The following is a 15,461-nucleotide window of genomic DNA, read 5'->3' on the forward strand; positions in this document are numbered from 1 at the left end:
CCGGCGGGGGCGGTTCTACTCTTGTTCGGGCAGATGTGGTCGAAGGAGCGGCGGATGGATCACGGCGGACACGGCATGCACATGGACCTGCCGCCGTTCACCCTCGGGCGGGGCCTGGCCTTCAGCGGCGGCGACCCGTTCTTCCTGGTGGGCTGCGTGCTGCTGCTGGTGCTGTACGGCTGGGGCGCGCTGCGGCTGTGGCGGCGCGGCGACCGCTGGCCGGTGGGCCGCACCGCGGCCTTCGTGCTGGGTGTGCTGACCGTCGGGGTGACGATGTGCACCGGGCTGAACGACTACGGCATGGTCCAGTTCAGCGTGCACATGGTCCAGCACATGATCCTCAGCATGCTCTCCCCGATCCTGCTGCTGCTCGGCGCGCCGGTGACGCTGGCGCTGCGCGCGCTGCCCACGGCCGGCCGGGGCCGGATCGGGCCGCGCGAGCTGCTGGTGAAGCTGCTGCACAGCCGGTACATGCGGATCGTCACGCACCCGGCTTTCACCATCCCGCTGTTCATCGCGAGCCTGTACGGCCTGTACTTCACGCCGCTGTTCGACACGCTCATGGGCAGCAAGGTCGGGCACATCGCGATGATGGTGCACTTCCTCGCGGTGGGGCTGCTGTTCTTCTGGCCGATCATGGGCGTCGATCCCGGCCCGCACCGGCCGGGCTACGTGATGCGGATGCTCGAACTCTTCGCCGGCATGCCCTTCCACGCCTTCTTCGGCATCGCCCTGATGATGGCGAGCGAGCCGATGGTCACCACCTTCAAGCACCCCGCGGCCTCCCTGGGCCTGGACCCGCTGACGGACCAGACGATGGCCGGCGGCATCGCCTGGGCGTTCAGCGAGATCCCGTCGGTCATCGTGCTGGTGGCGCTGCTCTTCCAGTGGTACACCTCCGAGCAGCGCCAGGCGCGCCGCTCCGACCGCGCGGCGGACCGCGACGGTGACGCGGAACTCGTCGCCTACAACGCATACTTGGCATCCTTGGAGGCACGCGGCCGCGGTTGAGCGGCCGGTCCTGCGCGGACGAAGGGGGGCTCGCGGTGGGCGAGCAGGTACGGATCTCGGACTCGGCCCTGGAACTGCCCGGCGGCGCCACGGTCCGCTTCATGCGGACGCTGCGGCTGCCGGAGACGGGGACGCATCCGCTGCCCCCGGGGCTCGGCGCCTTCCCGCTGCGGCGGGTCGCCGACCACCCGGACCGCGCGCCCGCCGAGTGGCTGGGGCACGGCGGCGTGCTGCTGCCGGTGTACCAGCGCGAGGCGATGTGGCTGAGCTTCTCCTCGCCGGTGCCCGTCGCGCTCCAGATCGGGGTCGGCAAGGTGTGCGCGGTCTCCGGCCGGCCGTGGAGCGACCGGCTGGGCCGGGACCCGCAGAACTACGTGGTGCTGCCCCTCCAGCCCTGGCTGGACGGCATCAACTCCGGCGACGGCACGATCCGCCAGTTCGTGGCGGTGCCGCTGGGCCTGGGCGCCACCGTGGAGGGCCAGGTCTCCGGCGAGGAGGTCTGGGGCGGGGTGCAGCTGCAGGTGTTCGAGCTGCGCGAGGAGGCGCTCCAGCGCTGGCGCAGGGAGCAGGCGCGGACCTACGACACCCGCGGCGTCAAGAGCGCGAAGACCGCGAAGACCGCGTTCGGCGCCGCCCTGCCCGCGATGGCTCCCGGCGGCGGGCCGGTGCCGCCGCCGGCGCCGACGGCCTCGCGGCCCGCGCCGGCGATGGGCCTGGGCGCCGGCGGGAGGATGGTGCAGGAGGTCTACCGCGACGACCGGCCGCTGTCCGACTGGCGGACGGAGCCCTCGGGGCGGGTGTTCGTCCACCTGTCGACGGTCCCCCAGTGGCGGACGATCACCGGCGAGCCCGCCCCGCGGTCGCCGGTGGACCGCGCCGCCTACAACGCAGCGGGACTGCCGTGGTTCGGCTACTACGACGCCGACGCCGAGGACCTGGCGCCCGCGGAGCCGCTGGCCGGCGTCAAGCCGGTCGGCGACTGGCTCGGCGACGACGAGCAGCCGTGGCAGCCGGTGGCGCCGCACCAGGTGCAGCAGCTGGGCGACGACCCCGGCAGCGTCGGCGACGGGACGTGGTAGCGAAGGGACCTGGTGGCGGCGCGCCGCGCCCGGTGTGACGCCCCTGGTCACGGGCCGGGCGCGGGCACTACTCTGCCGGGACGCCCCGGGGCCGCCGGGACGGCCGTGTGAGGGGGAGACAGCCGCCGTGTTCTACCGGTTGCTCAAGTACGTGTTCCTCGGGCCGCTGCTGAAGCTGCTGTTCCGGCCGCGCATCGAGGGCATGGAGAACGTTCCGGAGAGCGGCGCGGCGATCGTCGCGGGCAACCACCTGTCGTTCTCCGACCACTTCCTCATGCCGGCGATCCTGCCGCGCCGCATCACCTTCCTGGCGAAGGCCGAATACTTCACCGGGCCGGGTCTGAAGGGGCGGCTGACCGCGGCGTTCTTCCGCAGCGCCGGGCAGATCCCGGTGGACCGCTCGGGCGGCAAGGCGTCGCAGTCCGCGATCGGCGCCGGCCTGGAGGTGCTGGGCCGCGGCGAGCTGCTCGGCATCTACCCGGAGGGCACCCGCTCGCACGACGGCCGGCTCTACCGCGGCAGGACCGGCGTCGCGGTGATGGCGGTGCGCGCCGGTGTGCCGGTGATCCCGTGCGCGATGGTCGGCACCTTCGAACTGCAGCCGCCCGGCCGGAAGCTCCCGCGGATCGGCCGGGTCACCATCCGCTTCGGCCGGCCGCTGGAGTTCAGCCGGTTCGCGGGCATGGACGAGCAGCGGGCCGTGGTGCGGGCGGTCACCGACGAGATCATGTACGAGATCCTCGGCATGTCCGGGCAGGAGTACGTGGACCGCTACGCAGGCGACGTCAAGGCGGAACAGGCCCGGCAGGCGCAGCAGACCCCGCAGGGCGTGACCGGGCGGCTGCGCCGCAGGGGGTGACCCCGTCGACGAACCGGCGCCGGGACGGGGCCGGATCGGTCCCTTGAGCCATCGGCGGAATCCGCGGTCGGCGAACGTCCCTGGCCGGGGCCGCCGCGCGGCACGTAGCGTCGGCGGCATGACGGGAACCGCGTTCGTGATCGGCGCTTCAGGACAGATCGGGCGGCAGGCGGTCCGCGCACTCGCCGCGGACGGCTGGAGGGTGACGGCGGCCTCGCGTGGCGGCGGCGCCGACGAGAGCTGGCCGGAGGGGGTGCGCACGGTCCGTGTCGACCGGGCGGACGACGCCGCGCTGGCCGCGGCCCTCGGCGACGGCTGCGACGTGCTGCTGGACTGCGTGGCCTACGACGCGGGCCACGCACGGCAGTTGCTCGCGCTGTCCGGGCGGATCGGTTCGGCCGTGGTGATCTCCAGCGCCGCGGTCTACCAGGACGAGCGGGGCAACAGCTTCGACACCCAGGACGAGCCCGGCGGCCAGCCCCGCTATCCGGTGCCCGCGCCCGAGACGCTGGACACCGTCGCGCCGGGCCCCGCGACGTACGGCACGCGCAAGGTCGAGCTGGAGCGGCTTCTGTTGGCCGCCGGCGACCGGCTGCCCACCACCTTGCTGCGGGCCGGCGCGATCCACGGCAGGCACAGCCCGTTGCCGCGTGAACTGTTCTTCGCCAAGCGGGCTCTGGACGGCCGTCCGGTGCGGGTGCTGGCCTACGGGGGCGCCAGCCGCTTCCATCCCGTGCACGTGTCGAACCTCGCGGAGCTGGTCCGGCTGGCGTCCCACAGGCCCGGGTCCCGGGTGCTGAACGCCGGGGACCCGGCGGTGCCCACCGTGGCGGACATCGCCGCGGCGGTCGACGCCGTGCTGGGCGCCAGGTCGGAGCAGGTGCTGCTGGCGGGTCCGGCCGGGAAGGACGGGGTCGGCGACCACCCCTGGGCGCTGGAGCACCCCATGGTGCTCGACATGGCGTCCGCGGAGCGGGAGTTGGGCTACCGGCCGGTGACGACGTACGAGCAGTCGCTGCCCGGCACGGTGGAGTGGCTGGCCTCCGCGGGGGCGGCCGAGCGCTGGCGGGAGCTGTTCCCGCTGGTGGCCCGGCTGTCGGACGAGCACGGCGACTGGTTCGACTACGCGGCGGAGGACGCCTGGCTGGCGTCCTCCGCCGGCTGAGCGGGCCGGGCGCCGACCGCTCAGGGCCCGTCGCGGCAAGGCGGCTCCCCGCCGGTACGCTGCCGGAGCGTTGCCACCGCGCAGGGGGCAACGCGACAGGGCACGTCGAGAGACCGTGGGTGGACATGAGCGAGCACGAGACGTACGACCGGCTGATCGCACTGCTGGACGAGCAGGGTGCGCAGTACCGCACCATCGACCACGCGCCGCAGGGAGCGACCGAGGACGTCAGCGCGCTGCGGGGCAACTCCCTGGCGCAGGCGGCGAAGTGCATCGTGGTGATGGTCAAGGTGGGCAAGAAGGTGACCCGTCACGTCCTCGCGGTGGTGCCGGGCGACCGCAGGGTGGACCTGAACGCGGTGAAGGCGCTGCTGGAGGGCACCTACGTGTCCTTCGCGTCCCAGGACGTCGCCGAGCGCCTCGCGGGCAGCGTCAGCGGCACGGTGCTGCCCTTCTCCTTCGACGAGCGGCTCGAACTCATCGTGGACCCGGCCCTGTTGACCCAGGAGGAGATCTTCTTCAACGCCGCCCGGCTGGACCGCTCGCTGGCCCTGTCGGCCAAGGACTACGTGCGGGTCGCGCACCCCCGCACCGAGCGGATCGCCGCCTGAGGGCGGCGTCCGGACGGGCCGCCGCCGCGCCGGGAGTCCCGGCCGGCGGCGGCCCGCCCGCTGCCGCGCCGGGTTACGGCGCGGTCGGCACCGGCGTCGCGTGCGGCCCGCACACGACGTCGTGGGCGTCGAGCGCGCCGTTCAGCAGGTACGCGTCCACGCGGTCGTTGATGCACGGGTTGACCAGGTTGGTGACGCCGTGGGACCCGGCGTCCCTCTCGGTGATCATCCGCGACCCGGCGAGCCGGCTGTGCAGCGCGAGCGCTCCGCTGTACGGGGTCGCCGCGTCGCGGGCGCTCTGCACGATCAGCACCGGCGGCAGCCCGCGGTGCGAGGCCACGTCGACCGGCGTGCGCTGCTTGACCGGCCAGGTCGCGCACGGCAGGTTCAGCCAGGCGTTGGCCCAGGTCAGAAAGGGGTAGCGGGCGTTGAGCGCGGTGTTGTCCCGGTCCCAGACCCGCCAACTCGTCGGCCACCTGGCGTCGGTGCACTCCACCGCCGTGTACACCGCGTTGCTGTTCTCCGAGGAGATGTTCCCCGCGGTGTTCGACAGGTCGGGGGCCGCGGCGTCGACCAGCGCCTGCGTGTCACCGGACTCGTAGCGGCTGAAGACCCGGGCGACGGTGGCCCAGGTGGAGTCGTAGTAGGGGGCGTTCTGGAAGAAGCCGAGCAGCTCGTTGGGGCCGACGACGCCGCCGACGGGGTGCGCCTTGGCGGTGGCGCGCAGCTGCACCCACTTCGCCTGGACCTGCGCCGCGGTGGTGCCCAGGTGGTAGACCGGGTCGTTCGTGGCGACCCACTGCTGCCAGTCGTGCCAGCGGCCCTCGAAGGCGACGTCCTGGTCCAGGTTGTTCCGGTACCAGATCTGGTCGAGCGAGGGGTCGACCACGCTGTCCACGATCATGCGGCGCAGGTGCGTCGGGAAGAGGTCGGCGTACACCGCGCCGAGGTACGTGCCGTAGGAGACACCCAGGTAGTTGAGTTGGCGCTCGCCGAGCCCGGCCCTGATGACGTCGAGGTCGCGGGCGGTGTTCGGGGTGGTCATCTGGGAGAGCATCGCCGCGCCGGTCCGCTCCAGGCAGCCGTCGGCGTACTCGCGGGCCAGCTTGCGCTGGGCCAGCTTGTCGGCCCGGTCGTCCGGCACCGGGTCGGCCTTGGGGGCCTTGACGAACTCCTGCGGGTCCTCGCACGAGATCGGCGCCGAGTGGCCGACGCCGCGCGGGTCGAAGCCGACGAAGTCGTACGCCTTCGCGGTCTTGGTCCACAGCGGCGAGGCGGTGGCGACGCGCAGCGGGAAGCGCAGTCCCGAGCCGCCGGGGCCGCCCGGGTTGTAGACCAGCGAGCCCTGCCGCTCGGTGGGCGTGCCGGTGCTGGCCGCCCGGTCGACGGCGAGCTTGACGGTGGCGCCGAACGGCCGGGTGTAGTCGATCGGGACGGTGACCCACCCGCACTGCACGGGTGCGGCCAGGCCCCACCCGGTCGGGCAGGCCGCCCACTGGATGCCCTGGCGCTCGGCGTTCGCGGCGGCGATGACGACGCCCACGGACTCCGGGACGCGGACCGTCCGCAGGTGGTCGGAGCGCGGCGGCCCGGCGGTGGCCGCGGGCGCCGTGGCGAGGGCGCCCGCGAGCAGGACGCCGGTGGAGACGAGCACGATCGTGCGTCTCACGATTCGAACCTCCCCCTGAAGAACCGTGGTTTGCAGCCACGGACGTCACAGTGACGAGGTGCGAATCCTTTCCCCTGTGTGTCGGCTGTGAACAGGCCGAGTGGGTGATTCTTCATCAAAGCGTGACGAGGAGGGGGCATCTGACGCCGCCGCGGGCCCGGACCGCGGCGGATCGTGCTCCGCGCCGAGGGCGGAGTCGAGCAGGGCGCGCAGCCGCCTGCCGTCCGGGGCCAGGGCGGTGACCACCGCGGCGGGACCCGGCAGCGCGGTGCGTACCGCCTGCCCGTGCCGCGGGTCGGAGCCGAGCAGCAGGGGCGCGCTGTCGGCGAACTCCGGTGCCACGAGCAGCAGCTGGCCCACCGCGCGGTGGCCGCCCAGGCAGGCGGGGCCGTCCCAGCCCGGGGTGGCGCCGGGGCCGAAGGACAGTTCCTGAGTGAGCAGGGGGCGGCCGCCGAGCCGTACGGTCAGGCGGGTGGTGAGCCGGCCGGGCGTCTCGCCGTGGCGGCCGAGGATCTGCTCCTCGCGCAGCACCAGCCGTGCGGTGGGGGCGAGCTCCACGGTGGTGGTCAGCAGCAGGTCGCTGCCGCGGGCCGCGATCACCGGCTCGGGCAGCCAGTGCAGCACGCCGCCCTCGCCGACGCTCAGGTGCACCTCGTACGCGGCGGGTTCGCCGTCGCGGCCGGGCAGCGAGACGGTGGCGGCGGCCGAGCCCACGGTCAGCCGCGCGCCGGAGCCGACCTCGGCCTCGATGCGCAGCCGGTCGCCGCCCAGCGGCGCGCTCATCGCGCCGACGACGGTGACGGCGGCGCCGGGCCCCGCGGCCCGGGTCCTGCGCAGCGCCAGCGGACCGTCGCCCGCCAGCAGCGGCAGCACGGTGCCGCGCGGCGGATCGGCCACCGCGCGGACGCGTGCGGTCGCCCGCACGCCGCTCAGGGCGCCCACGCGCCCAGCTGTGCGCGGACCCAGGCGGCGACCGGCGCGATGCCCTCGCCACGGGCCACCGAGGTGAACACCACCGGCAGCCCGCCGCGTGACGCCGCGGCGTCACGCGCCATCCGGTCCAGGTCGGCGCCCACGTGCGGGGCGAGGTCCACCTTGTTCACCACGAGCAGGTCGGAGGTGGTGACGCCGGGGCCGCCCTTGCGGGGGATGTCGTCGCCGCCGGCCACGTCGATCACGAAGATCTGGGCGTCGGCCAGGCCCCGGGAGAAGGTCGCCGTGAGGTTGTCGCCGCCGGACTCCACGAGCACCAGGTCCAGCGGCCCGACCGCGTGCTCCAGGTCCTCGACCGCTTCGAGGTTGGCCGAGATGTCGTCCCTGATCGCGGTGTGCGGGCACGCCCCGGTCTCGACGGCCACGATGCGCTCCGGCGGCAGCACGGCGTTGCGGAGCAGGAAGTCGGCGTCCTCGCGGGTGTAGATGTCGTTGGTGACGACGCCGATGCGCACCTCGTCGCGCAGCGCGCGGCACAGCGCCGCCACGGTCGCCGTCTTCCCCGACCCGACCGGGCCGCCGAGGCCCACCCGCAGCGCCCGCGACGTGTCGGGCCGGGAGTGGGTGTACCGCTCGGGAAAGACCTGCGGATGGTCCAGATGCATGGCTCAGCTCCTTCGGTGCTGCCGGACGGCGCGCCCTGCCGCGGCGTCGAGGCGAGGGGCGGTCATGAGGCGAAGAGGCGGACGGGCCGGACGGCGTGCGCCTGCGCGCCGAGGTCCAGCAGGGGCGCGCAGACGGCCGGCAGGGCGCCGAGGTCGGCCGCGGCCGCGGCGCGGGCGGCGGACCGCGCGGCCGCGGCGGCGACCTGGTCGATCTCGGGAGCGAGGCGCGCCAGCACGGCGGTGGTGTCGAAGGGGTTGAGGGCGAGCAGCCGGACGGCGGCCGTCGCGGGCGATCCCGCGGCTTCGTAGGCGGCGGCGTGGGCGGCGTCGATCGGGGACAGGCCGGCGGCGCGGGCGGTGACGCCGAGGACCACGGGCTGGTGGGCGCCGCGCGGCCGGGCCGCGGCGAGCCGGTCGAGCTCCGGCGCGGGCCAGGCCGCGCGCGCGGCGCGCATCAGCTGGCGGCCGAGCCGCCGTGACACCGCGCGCAGCGTCGCCGAGGGGGTTCTCGCGTCGGCCTCGTCGTCGAGGGCGAGCGGGTCGACCCCGGCGGTCGCCGCCGCGGCCAGTGCGGCGGCGACCAGTCCTGTGGAGTGCAGCCGGCCGCGGCAGAAGTCCGCGAGCGTGGCGATGTCGGTGATCCGGCCGTCGGCGACGGCGGCCTCGGCGCCGCCGGAGTGGGCGTGGCCGCCGGCCGGGAAGCGGCCGTCGGCCAGCAGCAGGAGCGCGGCGCGGCTGGTCGTCATGGCGGGGTCCGTCCGGGTCGGCGCTCAGAGCGGTCAGAGCGGTCAGCGACGTGAGAAGGGTCAGCAGAGCAGGAAGGGCAAGAAGGGGTCAGAAGAGGAAGTACCGCTGTGCCATGGGGAGTTCGGCGGCAGGCGCCGGTTCCACCACCTCGCCGTCGATGGTCACGGTGAAGGTGTCGGCGTCGACCTGCACGTCCGGCAGTGCGTCGTTCTCCCGCATGTCGGCCTTGGTGACGCCGCGGGTGCTCCGGACGGCGGTGAACCGCTTGCCGAGGCCGAGGCGTTCGGGCAGCCGGTCGTCGAGGGCGGCCTGGGTGACGAAGTTGACCGAGTTCGCCGCCGGCGCCGCGCCCACGCCGCCGAACATCGGCCTGGGCAGCACCGGCTGGGGCGTGGGGATGGACGCGTTGGCGTCGCCCATCTGCGCGTACGCGATCTGGCCGCCCTTGATGACCAGTTGCGGCTTGACACCGAAGAACGCCGGTTCCCACAGCACGAGGTCGGCGAGCTTGCCGGCCTCCACCGAGCCGATCTCGGCGTCGAGGCCCTGGGCGGCGGCGGGGTTGATGGTGTACTTGGCGACGTAGCGGCGGGCCCTGTGGTTGTCGGCCGGCCCGTCGCCGGGCAGCGATCCGCGCCGCCGCTTCATGACGTGCGCGGTCTGCCAGGTGCGCAGCGCGATCTCGCCGATCCGGCCCATCGCCTGGGAGTCCGAGCTGATGATGCTGATCGCGCCGAGGTCGTGCAGGACGTCCTCTGCGGCGATCGTCGAGGGCCGGATGCGGGACTCGGCGAAGGCCAGGTCCTCGGGCACCGCCGCGTTGAGGTGGTGGCAGACCATCAGCATGTCGAGGTGCTCCTCGACGGTGTTGACGGTGTGCGGGCGGGTCGGGTTGGTGGACGACGGCAGGATGTTCGGATGCGAGACGACGGTGATGATGTCCGGCGCGTGCCCGCCGCCCGCTCCCTCGGTGTGGTAGGCGTGGACGCCGCGTCCCGCGATCGCGGCGAGGGTGTCCTCGACGAACCCCGCCTCGTTCAGCGTGTCGGTGTGCAGGGCCATCTGGGCGCCGCTGCGCTCGCACACCCGCAGGCAGGCGTCGATCGCGGCGGGCGTCGCCCCCCAGTCCTCGTGGATCTTGAAGCCGACCGCTCCGGCGGCCAGTTGGTCCTCCATGGAGCGTTCGGAGACCGTGTTGCCCTTGCCGAGCAGCCCGACGTTGAGCGGGTACGCCTCCAGCGCGGCGAACATCCGGGCGAGGTGCCAGCCGCCGGGCGTGACGGTCGTCGCCTTGCTGCCCTCTGCGGGTCCGGTGCCGCCGCCGACGACGGTGGTGACGCCGGAGGACAGCGCCTGGTGCATCAGGGTCGGCGAGATGAAGTGCACATGGGCGTCGACGGTGCCGGCGGTGAGGATCTTGCCGTTGCCCGCGATGACCTCGGTCTCGGGTCCGATCACCAGGTCGGGGTGGACGCCGTCCATCGTCTCGGGGTTGCCGGCCTTGCCGAGCGCGGTGATCCGCCCGTCCCTTATCCCGACGTCGGCCTTGACGACGCCCCAGTGGTCCAGGACGACGGCTCCGGTGATCACGGTGTCGGGGGCGCCGTCCGCGCGGGTGGCCCGGCCCTGGCCCATGGACTCGCGGATGACCTTGCCGCCGCCGAAGACGGCCTCGTCGCCGGCGTGGCCGGGGCCGCCCGCCAGGTCGCGTTCGACCTCCACCAGGAGGTCGGTGTCGGCGAGCCGGATGCGGTCGCCGGTGGTGGGCCCGTAGAGGTCGGCGTATATGGCGCGGGACAGCTCAGGCATCGAGCGGGCCTCCGATCGCGCCGCGCAGTCCGGCCACGATCCGCTGCCCGGTGATCGGCACCAGTTCGACGTCCAGCGGGATGCCGGGCTCGAAGCGGACCGCGGTGCCCGCGGCGATGTTCAGCCGCAGGCCGCGGGCGGCGGCGCGGTCGAAGTCCAGGCCGGGGTTGGCCTCGGCGAAGTGGTAGTGGGAGCCGACCTGCACCGGGCGGTCGGCGGCGTTGAGCACGGTCAGCCGGGTGACCGGGCGGCCCTCGTTGAGCACGACGGGCCCCTCGCCGTAACGGATTCCTCCGGGGATCATCTCCGCCCCCTCAGACGATCGGCTCGTGCACGGTGACGAGCTTGGTGCCGTCCGGGAAGGTGGCCTCGACCTGCACGTCGTGCACCATCTCGGGGATGCCGTCCATGACGTCGGCGCGGCCGAGCACGGTCCGTCCCGACGCCATCAGCTCGGCGACGGACCTGCCGTCGCGGGCGCCCTCCAGGACGTGCGCGGTGATCAGCGCCACCGCCTCGGGGTGGTTCAGCCGCAGGCCGCGGGCCCGCCGCCGCTCCGCCACGTCCGCGGCGACATGGATGAGCAGGCGTTCCTGTTCGTGGGGGGTCAACTGCACAGCCGCACCTCGCACCGTCGTCGGGTGCGCGACGTTAGTTCGCCGCGGTTTCGGCTGCGTTAACCGCTGTTACGGGCGGGAGTCCCCGATGGCGGGGCCGCGGTGCTCGGCGGCGATGCCGAACCTGCGGCGTTCGCCCGTGGCGGACGCCCGGCCGCCCACCGAGGAGACCGTGCTGATCACCTGCTCCTCTTCCTGCGCGTCGAGATCGCGGAGTCGTTGCAGGTCAGACGCGGAGACCAGGGCCACGAGCGGCTTGCCGTGCCGGGTCAGGACGACCTGTTCACCGCCGTAGACCACGCGGTTGATGAGGTCCGCGAACTGCGCTCGCGCTTGTGTCACCGGGACGTCGTGGGTCATGCTCCCCATCATAACGAGATGTACGTCCTGTACATTTTGTATCGACGGAGGTGTGCGTGATGACCGGACCCACAGCCCGCTACGTCCTGCCCCAGTTCACCGAGCGCAACAGCAACGGCGTGCGCACCCTGGACCCCTACTCCAAGCTGCTCCAGGAGCGGATCGTCTTCCTCGGCACGCAGATCGACGACACCTCGGCGAACGACGTGATGGCGCAGCTCGTCCACCTGGAGAGCGCCGCACCCGAGCAGGACATCCACCTGTACATCAACTCCCCCGGCGGCTCCTTCTCGGCGATGACGGCCGTCTACGACACCATGCAGTTCGTCACCTGCGACGTCGCGACGGTGTGCATCGGCCAGGCCGCCTCCGCGGCGGCGGTGCTGCTGGCGGCCGGCGCGCCGGGCAAGCGGATGGCGACGCCCGGCGCCCGTGTGCTCATCCACCAGCCGTCGCTCGGCGACGTGGTCCAGGGCGACGTCTCGGACCTGGAGATCCAGGCCGACGAACTGCTGCGCACCCGGGAGCGGTTGGAGACGCTGCTGACCCTGCACACCGGCCAGGACGCGGAGCGGATCAGCGCCGACATCGAGCGCGACAAGGTCTTCGACGCCCAGGCGGCCGTCGACTACGGGCTGGTGGACCGGCTGACCACCAGCCGCAAGGCCAACCCCGTCCCGTACGGCCTGCGGTGACCCGCGGTGGTGCCCGAACTCCCCCCGCTGCCCGCACTGACCCGCTCGGAGGGCGAGCTGGTCGACTGCTACCTGGAGGTCGTCGACCTGCTGGGCCGGATCAACCCCTCGCGCACCACTGACACTTACGCGGCGCTGCGGGCCGCCCAGGCACTCGTGGGCCGCGCCGCCGCGCTCAAGGACGCGTTGACCGTGATGCACCTGCGCGGCGAGACCGACCTGCACCACGGCACGCTCGCGCGGGCGCTGCGCGTGCTGGACGGCGAACGCCGGTCGGGCCTGGTGACGGTGCTCCCCGAGCCCGCGGCGCCCCCGCCGGATCTCTGAGAGCCGCTCAGAATCCGTGCCCTGCCGAGCATCCGTCACCGTCCGGATGCGACACGCCCGACACGCGGCGCGAGTTGATCAGTCCGTTGGCGGTACGGAACAGGCCCTGACTTTCGCGCCCGGAATTGCGCGTGTCCTCTGGACCTGTCGGATCATCACCTCATCTCGCCTGGTCAGCGACGTGCCATGGGGGCCGGAGAGCGTCACCGCAGCGTCTGTTCACTCGGATAGGTGAAACGTGACGAGACTCACACCGCGCGTTTTCAGCGCCGCATCGGCCGGTTCCGTGCGTAACCATCCGTGGTGACGACAAGCCCCCGTCGCCGTGACGGGGCGATCCGCGCGGACGCCCAGTCCTGCCGACGCGGCGGATGTCAGGTCGACACGAGTGCAACGGCAGGAGCGGAGGACCCAGCACGACGGGGCGGGTCCGGAGCCGATCCGGACCGCCCCTTGGGGTGAAGCCGCAGTTCCGCGGCCGGGCATCTTCGCCTGCTCGAACCCGACAGGTCATCCTTCGCAGGCTGACGACGAAGGGTTGCGCATGACCGCGGTCCGCCGTTCCTGTCATCCGGCCCGCACACGGCTGTCCCGGCTCGGCGCCGCCTCGGTGCTGACCGCCGCGGCTGTGGCGGTGCCGTCCCTGCTGCCGGGGTCCGTGCAGTCCGCCGAGGCGGCCACGCTGGCCGTCAAGGCGCTCAACGTGGCCGCGTCGAAGAGGGGCGCGCCCTACCAGTGGGGCGCCACCGGGCCCTACCGGTTCGACTGCTCGGGGCTGACCCTCTACTCGTTCAAGAGCGCGGGCAAGGCGCTGCCACGGACCGCGGCGGCCCAGTACAACAGCACCCGGCACGTCACCGCGGGCTCCCGCCGGGTGGGCGACCTGGTGTTCTTCCACACCGGACGGTCCGGTGCGTCCGTCTACCACGTCGGGATCTACGCCGGCAGCGGCCGCATCTGGCACGCGCCCAGGACCGGCGCCCGGGTCCGGCTGGAGAAGATCTGGACCGGCGACGTCTGGTACGGGCGGGTCGGGTGAGCCGGCCGGCCCGGTCGCCGGGCGGCGTCATACGGCCAGCGCGCGCCCCCAGCCGCGGCTGACCCGCCAGGCCGCGACGGCGCCGGTGGCGGCCGCGACGCCGAGCAGCACGGAGGCGCACACGAGCGTACGGCCGGTGTCGCCCTCGGCGGCGTGGCGCAGCCCGTCGGCCGCCCAGTAGCCGGGGGACGCGGGGCTGACCGCGCGCACCCAGCCGGGCAGCGTGGACAGCGGCACCAGCGCGCCGCCCAGCGTGGTGAGGACCAGCGCGCCGATGTCGAAGACCGCGGACAGCTGGCCGTAGCTGCGCACCACCAGTCCCGCGGCGGTGCCGATGCCCAGCAGCGCCAGGCCCCAGGCGGTGCAGGCCAGCACCAGCAGACCGGGCGCGGCGACGGGCATCCCGAAGACGAGCGCGCCGAAGACGAGCACCACCGTCTGCTGGAGCGCCAGCACGCCGAGCACCGGCACCGCCTTGCCGAGCAGCAGCTCGGCGGGGCGCGCCGGGGTGCAGCGCAGCCGGTCCCAGGTGCGCCACGCGCGCTCGGACAGGATCGAGGACCCGACGATCGACAGGGCCAGCAGCGAGAACGTCACCAGCGAGCCGACCACCGCGTCCGCGGTGCCGCTCGGCCCCCGCGCGGCCTCGTAGAGCGGGCGCAGCGCGAGCAGCAGGATCAGCGGCATCACCAGCCGGCCGATCAGCGGGCCGGGTTCGTGCAGCAGCACGGCGGTGTTGTGCCGGATCAGCACGGACGTCCGCAGCGCGGCGTCCCGCCACGCCGCCGTGCGCCGGTCCCGGCCGAGGTCCCCCTCCCGGTCTCGGTTCCGGACGTGGTCCCGACGGGCGTCCCGGTGCTCCTTCCGCGGCTCGGCGGCGCGGACCGGGCTGGTGTCGACACGCATGAGCAGTCCCCTATCGAGTGAAGCGGCGGTCGCGCCCGGACGTCCGGCACGCGGACCCGCGCGTCCGTCAGCCGGCGGGCTGGGCGAGGGCGGCGTACAGGTCGTCGAGGTCGGGGCGGCGGACGTCGACGGTGAGCGGCGCGTAGCCGCAGGAGAGCAGTGCGGCGAGGTCGGCCGGCGGGTCGAAGGTGGCGACGCGCAGCGCGTCGTCTCCGTCCTCGCGAGTGCGGGGGCGCAGGGCGTCGGTGAGCCGCGGCCTGGTCCGCGCGGGGTCCAGGGTGATCCGGATCTCCCCCGGCAGGTCGGCGGTGAGCGCCGCGCGGTCGCCGCGCGCCACCACCCTGCCGTCCCGTGCGACCACCAACGTGGCGTCCAGGTCGACCAGTTCGGGCAGGTAGTGAGTGGTGTAGAGGACGGCCGCGCCGGCGGCGGCGCGCGCCCGTACGGCCGTGAGCAGCGCCTGCCGGGTCTGCGGGTCGGCGCCCGCCGTCGGCTCGTCGAGCAGCAGCAGGCGCGGTGCGCCGACCATCGCCGACGCCGCCTGCGCGCGCCGGCGCTGGCCTCCCGAGAGCACCGCGCACCGCCTGTCGAGCACGTCGCCGAGCATCAGCTCCTCGGCGACGGTGGCCACCGCCCGGCGGGCGGCCGCCCGCCGCAGCCCGGCGAGCCCGGCGAAGAGCCCCAGGTGCTCGCGGACCGTGACGGTCGGATAGAGCGCCAGCTCCTGGGGCGCCACGCCCAGCAGGGCGCGGGCGGCCCGCGGTTCGCGCAGCGCGTCGACGCCGCAGACCGTGACGGCGCCCGCCTCGGGCCTGACCAGTCCGGAGACGACCTCCACCAAAGTGGTCTTCCCCGCGCCGTTGTGCCCGATCAGGCCGGCGATCTCACCCGGCGCGACCTCGACACCGAATCCGTCGAGCACCCGCCGGCCGCCGTAGCTCTTCACCAGCCCCTCGGTCCTCAGCATCC

At 73.9% G+C, this 15,461-nt stretch carries 18 protein-coding genes and 1 riboswitch; of the genes, 8 read left to right on the plus strand and 10 right to left on the minus strand.

Annotation, left to right across the window (positions count from 1 at the left end):
- Positions 1 to 54 precede the first annotated feature (54 nt).
- The 5 genes from V2S66_RS17720 to V2S66_RS17740 all read left to right on the plus strand — a co-directional run bounded on the left by V2S66_RS17720 (position 55) and on the right by V2S66_RS17740 (position 4,725).
- A complete protein-coding gene (locus V2S66_RS17720) occupies positions 55 to 1,011 on the plus strand; it encodes a cytochrome c oxidase assembly protein (RefSeq protein ID WP_330796552.1) in 957 nt (318 codons plus the stop codon).
- Positions 1,012 to 1,046: 35 nt separating this feature from the next.
- Complete coding sequence (locus tag V2S66_RS17725; RefSeq protein ID WP_330796554.1) at positions 1,047 to 2,090, plus strand: hypothetical protein; 1,044 nt, start codon at positions 1,047 to 1,049, stop codon at positions 2,088 to 2,090.
- A 127-nt stretch (positions 2,091 to 2,217) separates the two neighbouring features.
- On the plus strand, positions 2,218 to 2,949 hold the full coding sequence (locus V2S66_RS17730) for a lysophospholipid acyltransferase family protein (protein WP_330796556.1): 732 nt from the start codon (positions 2,218 to 2,220) through the stop codon (positions 2,947 to 2,949).
- A 118-nt stretch (positions 2,950 to 3,067) separates the two neighbouring features.
- Positions 3,068 to 4,114, plus strand: a complete 1,047-nt coding sequence (locus V2S66_RS17735) for an NAD-dependent epimerase/dehydratase family protein (RefSeq protein ID WP_330796557.1) — start codon at positions 3,068 to 3,070, stop codon at positions 4,112 to 4,114.
- Positions 4,115 to 4,239: 125 nt separating this feature from the next.
- Positions 4,240 to 4,725 (plus strand): YbaK/EbsC family protein, encoded by a 486-nt coding sequence (locus tag V2S66_RS17740; RefSeq protein ID WP_330796559.1) that lies wholly within the window; start codon positions 4,240 to 4,242, stop codon positions 4,723 to 4,725.
- Positions 4,726 to 4,798: 73 nt separating this feature from the next.
- On the opposite strand, the gene V2S66_RS17745 is transcribed toward V2S66_RS17740, so the two are convergent.
- The 8 genes from V2S66_RS17745 to V2S66_RS17780 form a co-directional block, all read right to left on the minus strand.
- Positions 4,799 to 6,397, minus strand: a complete 1,599-nt coding sequence (locus tag V2S66_RS17745; RefSeq protein ID WP_330796783.1) for an alpha/beta hydrolase — start codon at positions 6,395 to 6,397, stop codon at positions 4,799 to 4,801.
- Between the two features lie 42 nt (positions 6,398 to 6,439).
- On the minus strand, positions 6,440 to 7,336 hold the full coding sequence (locus tag V2S66_RS17750) for an urease accessory protein UreD (protein ID WP_330796561.1): 897 nt from the start codon (positions 7,334 to 7,336) through the stop codon (positions 6,440 to 6,442).
- Positions 7,324 to 7,992 (minus strand): urease accessory protein UreG, encoded by a 669-nt coding sequence (ureG, locus tag V2S66_RS17755; protein WP_330796563.1) that lies wholly within the window; start codon positions 7,990 to 7,992, stop codon positions 7,324 to 7,326. The genes V2S66_RS17750 and ureG overlap by 13 nt, the downstream gene beginning before the upstream one ends.
- Positions 7,993 to 8,054: 62 nt before the next feature.
- Positions 8,055 to 8,738: an urease accessory protein UreF gene (locus V2S66_RS17760; RefSeq protein ID WP_330796564.1), complete on the minus strand. Its 684-nt coding sequence runs from the start codon at positions 8,736 to 8,738 to the stop codon at positions 8,055 to 8,057.
- 88 nt (positions 8,739 to 8,826) lie between these two features.
- On the minus strand, positions 8,827 to 10,548 hold the full coding sequence (locus V2S66_RS17765; protein WP_330796566.1) for an urease subunit alpha: 1,722 nt from the start codon (positions 10,546 to 10,548) through the stop codon (positions 8,827 to 8,829).
- Positions 10,541 to 10,852 carry an urease subunit beta gene (locus tag V2S66_RS17770; RefSeq protein ID WP_330796568.1) on the minus strand — a complete coding sequence of 104 codons (312 nt, stop codon included), beginning with the start codon at positions 10,850 to 10,852 and terminating at the stop codon, positions 10,541 to 10,543. The genes V2S66_RS17765 and V2S66_RS17770 overlap by 8 nt, the downstream gene beginning before the upstream one ends.
- A gap of 10 nt (positions 10,853 to 10,862) precedes the next feature.
- The gene (locus tag V2S66_RS17775; RefSeq protein WP_330796569.1) at positions 10,863 to 11,165 is read right to left on the minus strand and encodes an urease subunit gamma; all 303 of its coding nucleotides are present in this window, start codon (positions 11,163 to 11,165) and stop codon (positions 10,863 to 10,865) included.
- 69 nt (positions 11,166 to 11,234) lie between these two features.
- Positions 11,235 to 11,525 carry a type II toxin-antitoxin system Phd/YefM family antitoxin gene (locus V2S66_RS17780; protein ID WP_330796571.1) on the minus strand — a complete coding sequence of 97 codons (291 nt, stop codon included), beginning with the start codon at positions 11,523 to 11,525 and terminating at the stop codon, positions 11,235 to 11,237.
- Between the two features lie 59 nt (positions 11,526 to 11,584).
- Between V2S66_RS17780 and V2S66_RS17785 the strand changes: the two genes are divergently transcribed.
- From V2S66_RS17785 to V2S66_RS17795, 3 genes are all read left to right on the plus strand, one after another.
- Positions 11,585 to 12,220 carry an ATP-dependent Clp protease proteolytic subunit gene (locus V2S66_RS17785; RefSeq protein WP_330796573.1) on the plus strand — a complete coding sequence of 212 codons (636 nt, stop codon included), beginning with the start codon at positions 11,585 to 11,587 and terminating at the stop codon, positions 12,218 to 12,220.
- A 6-nt stretch (positions 12,221 to 12,226) separates the two neighbouring features.
- Positions 12,227 to 12,547: a hypothetical protein gene (locus tag V2S66_RS17790; protein ID WP_330796575.1), complete on the plus strand. Its 321-nt coding sequence runs from the start codon at positions 12,227 to 12,229 to the stop codon at positions 12,545 to 12,547.
- Positions 12,548 to 12,919: 372 nt separating this feature from the next.
- Positions 12,920 to 13,088, plus strand: a riboswitch (cyclic di-AMP (ydaO/yuaA leader).
- Between the two features lie 3 nt (positions 13,089 to 13,091).
- Positions 13,092 to 13,586, plus strand: a complete 495-nt coding sequence (locus tag V2S66_RS17795) for a C40 family peptidase (RefSeq protein ID WP_330796577.1) — start codon at positions 13,092 to 13,094, stop codon at positions 13,584 to 13,586.
- A 27-nt stretch (positions 13,587 to 13,613) separates the two neighbouring features.
- Here the strand turns inward: V2S66_RS17795 and V2S66_RS17800 are convergent, their stop codons facing one another.
- Both V2S66_RS17800 and V2S66_RS17805 read right to left on the minus strand, forming a co-directional pair.
- The gene (locus tag V2S66_RS17800; protein ID WP_330796579.1) at positions 13,614 to 14,492 is read right to left on the minus strand and encodes an ABC transporter permease; all 879 of its coding nucleotides are present in this window, start codon (positions 14,490 to 14,492) and stop codon (positions 13,614 to 13,616) included.
- A 67-nt stretch (positions 14,493 to 14,559) separates the two neighbouring features.
- The gene (locus V2S66_RS17805; RefSeq protein WP_330796581.1) at positions 14,560 to 15,459 is read right to left on the minus strand and encodes an ABC transporter ATP-binding protein; all 900 of its coding nucleotides are present in this window, start codon (positions 15,457 to 15,459) and stop codon (positions 14,560 to 14,562) included.
- Positions 15,460 to 15,461: the final 2 nt, after the last annotated feature.

The organism is Actinacidiphila polyblastidii (genome assembly GCF_036353415.1).
Taxonomy (GTDB): Bacteria; Actinomycetota; Actinomycetes; order Streptomycetales; family Streptomycetaceae; genus Actinacidiphila; species Actinacidiphila polyblastidii.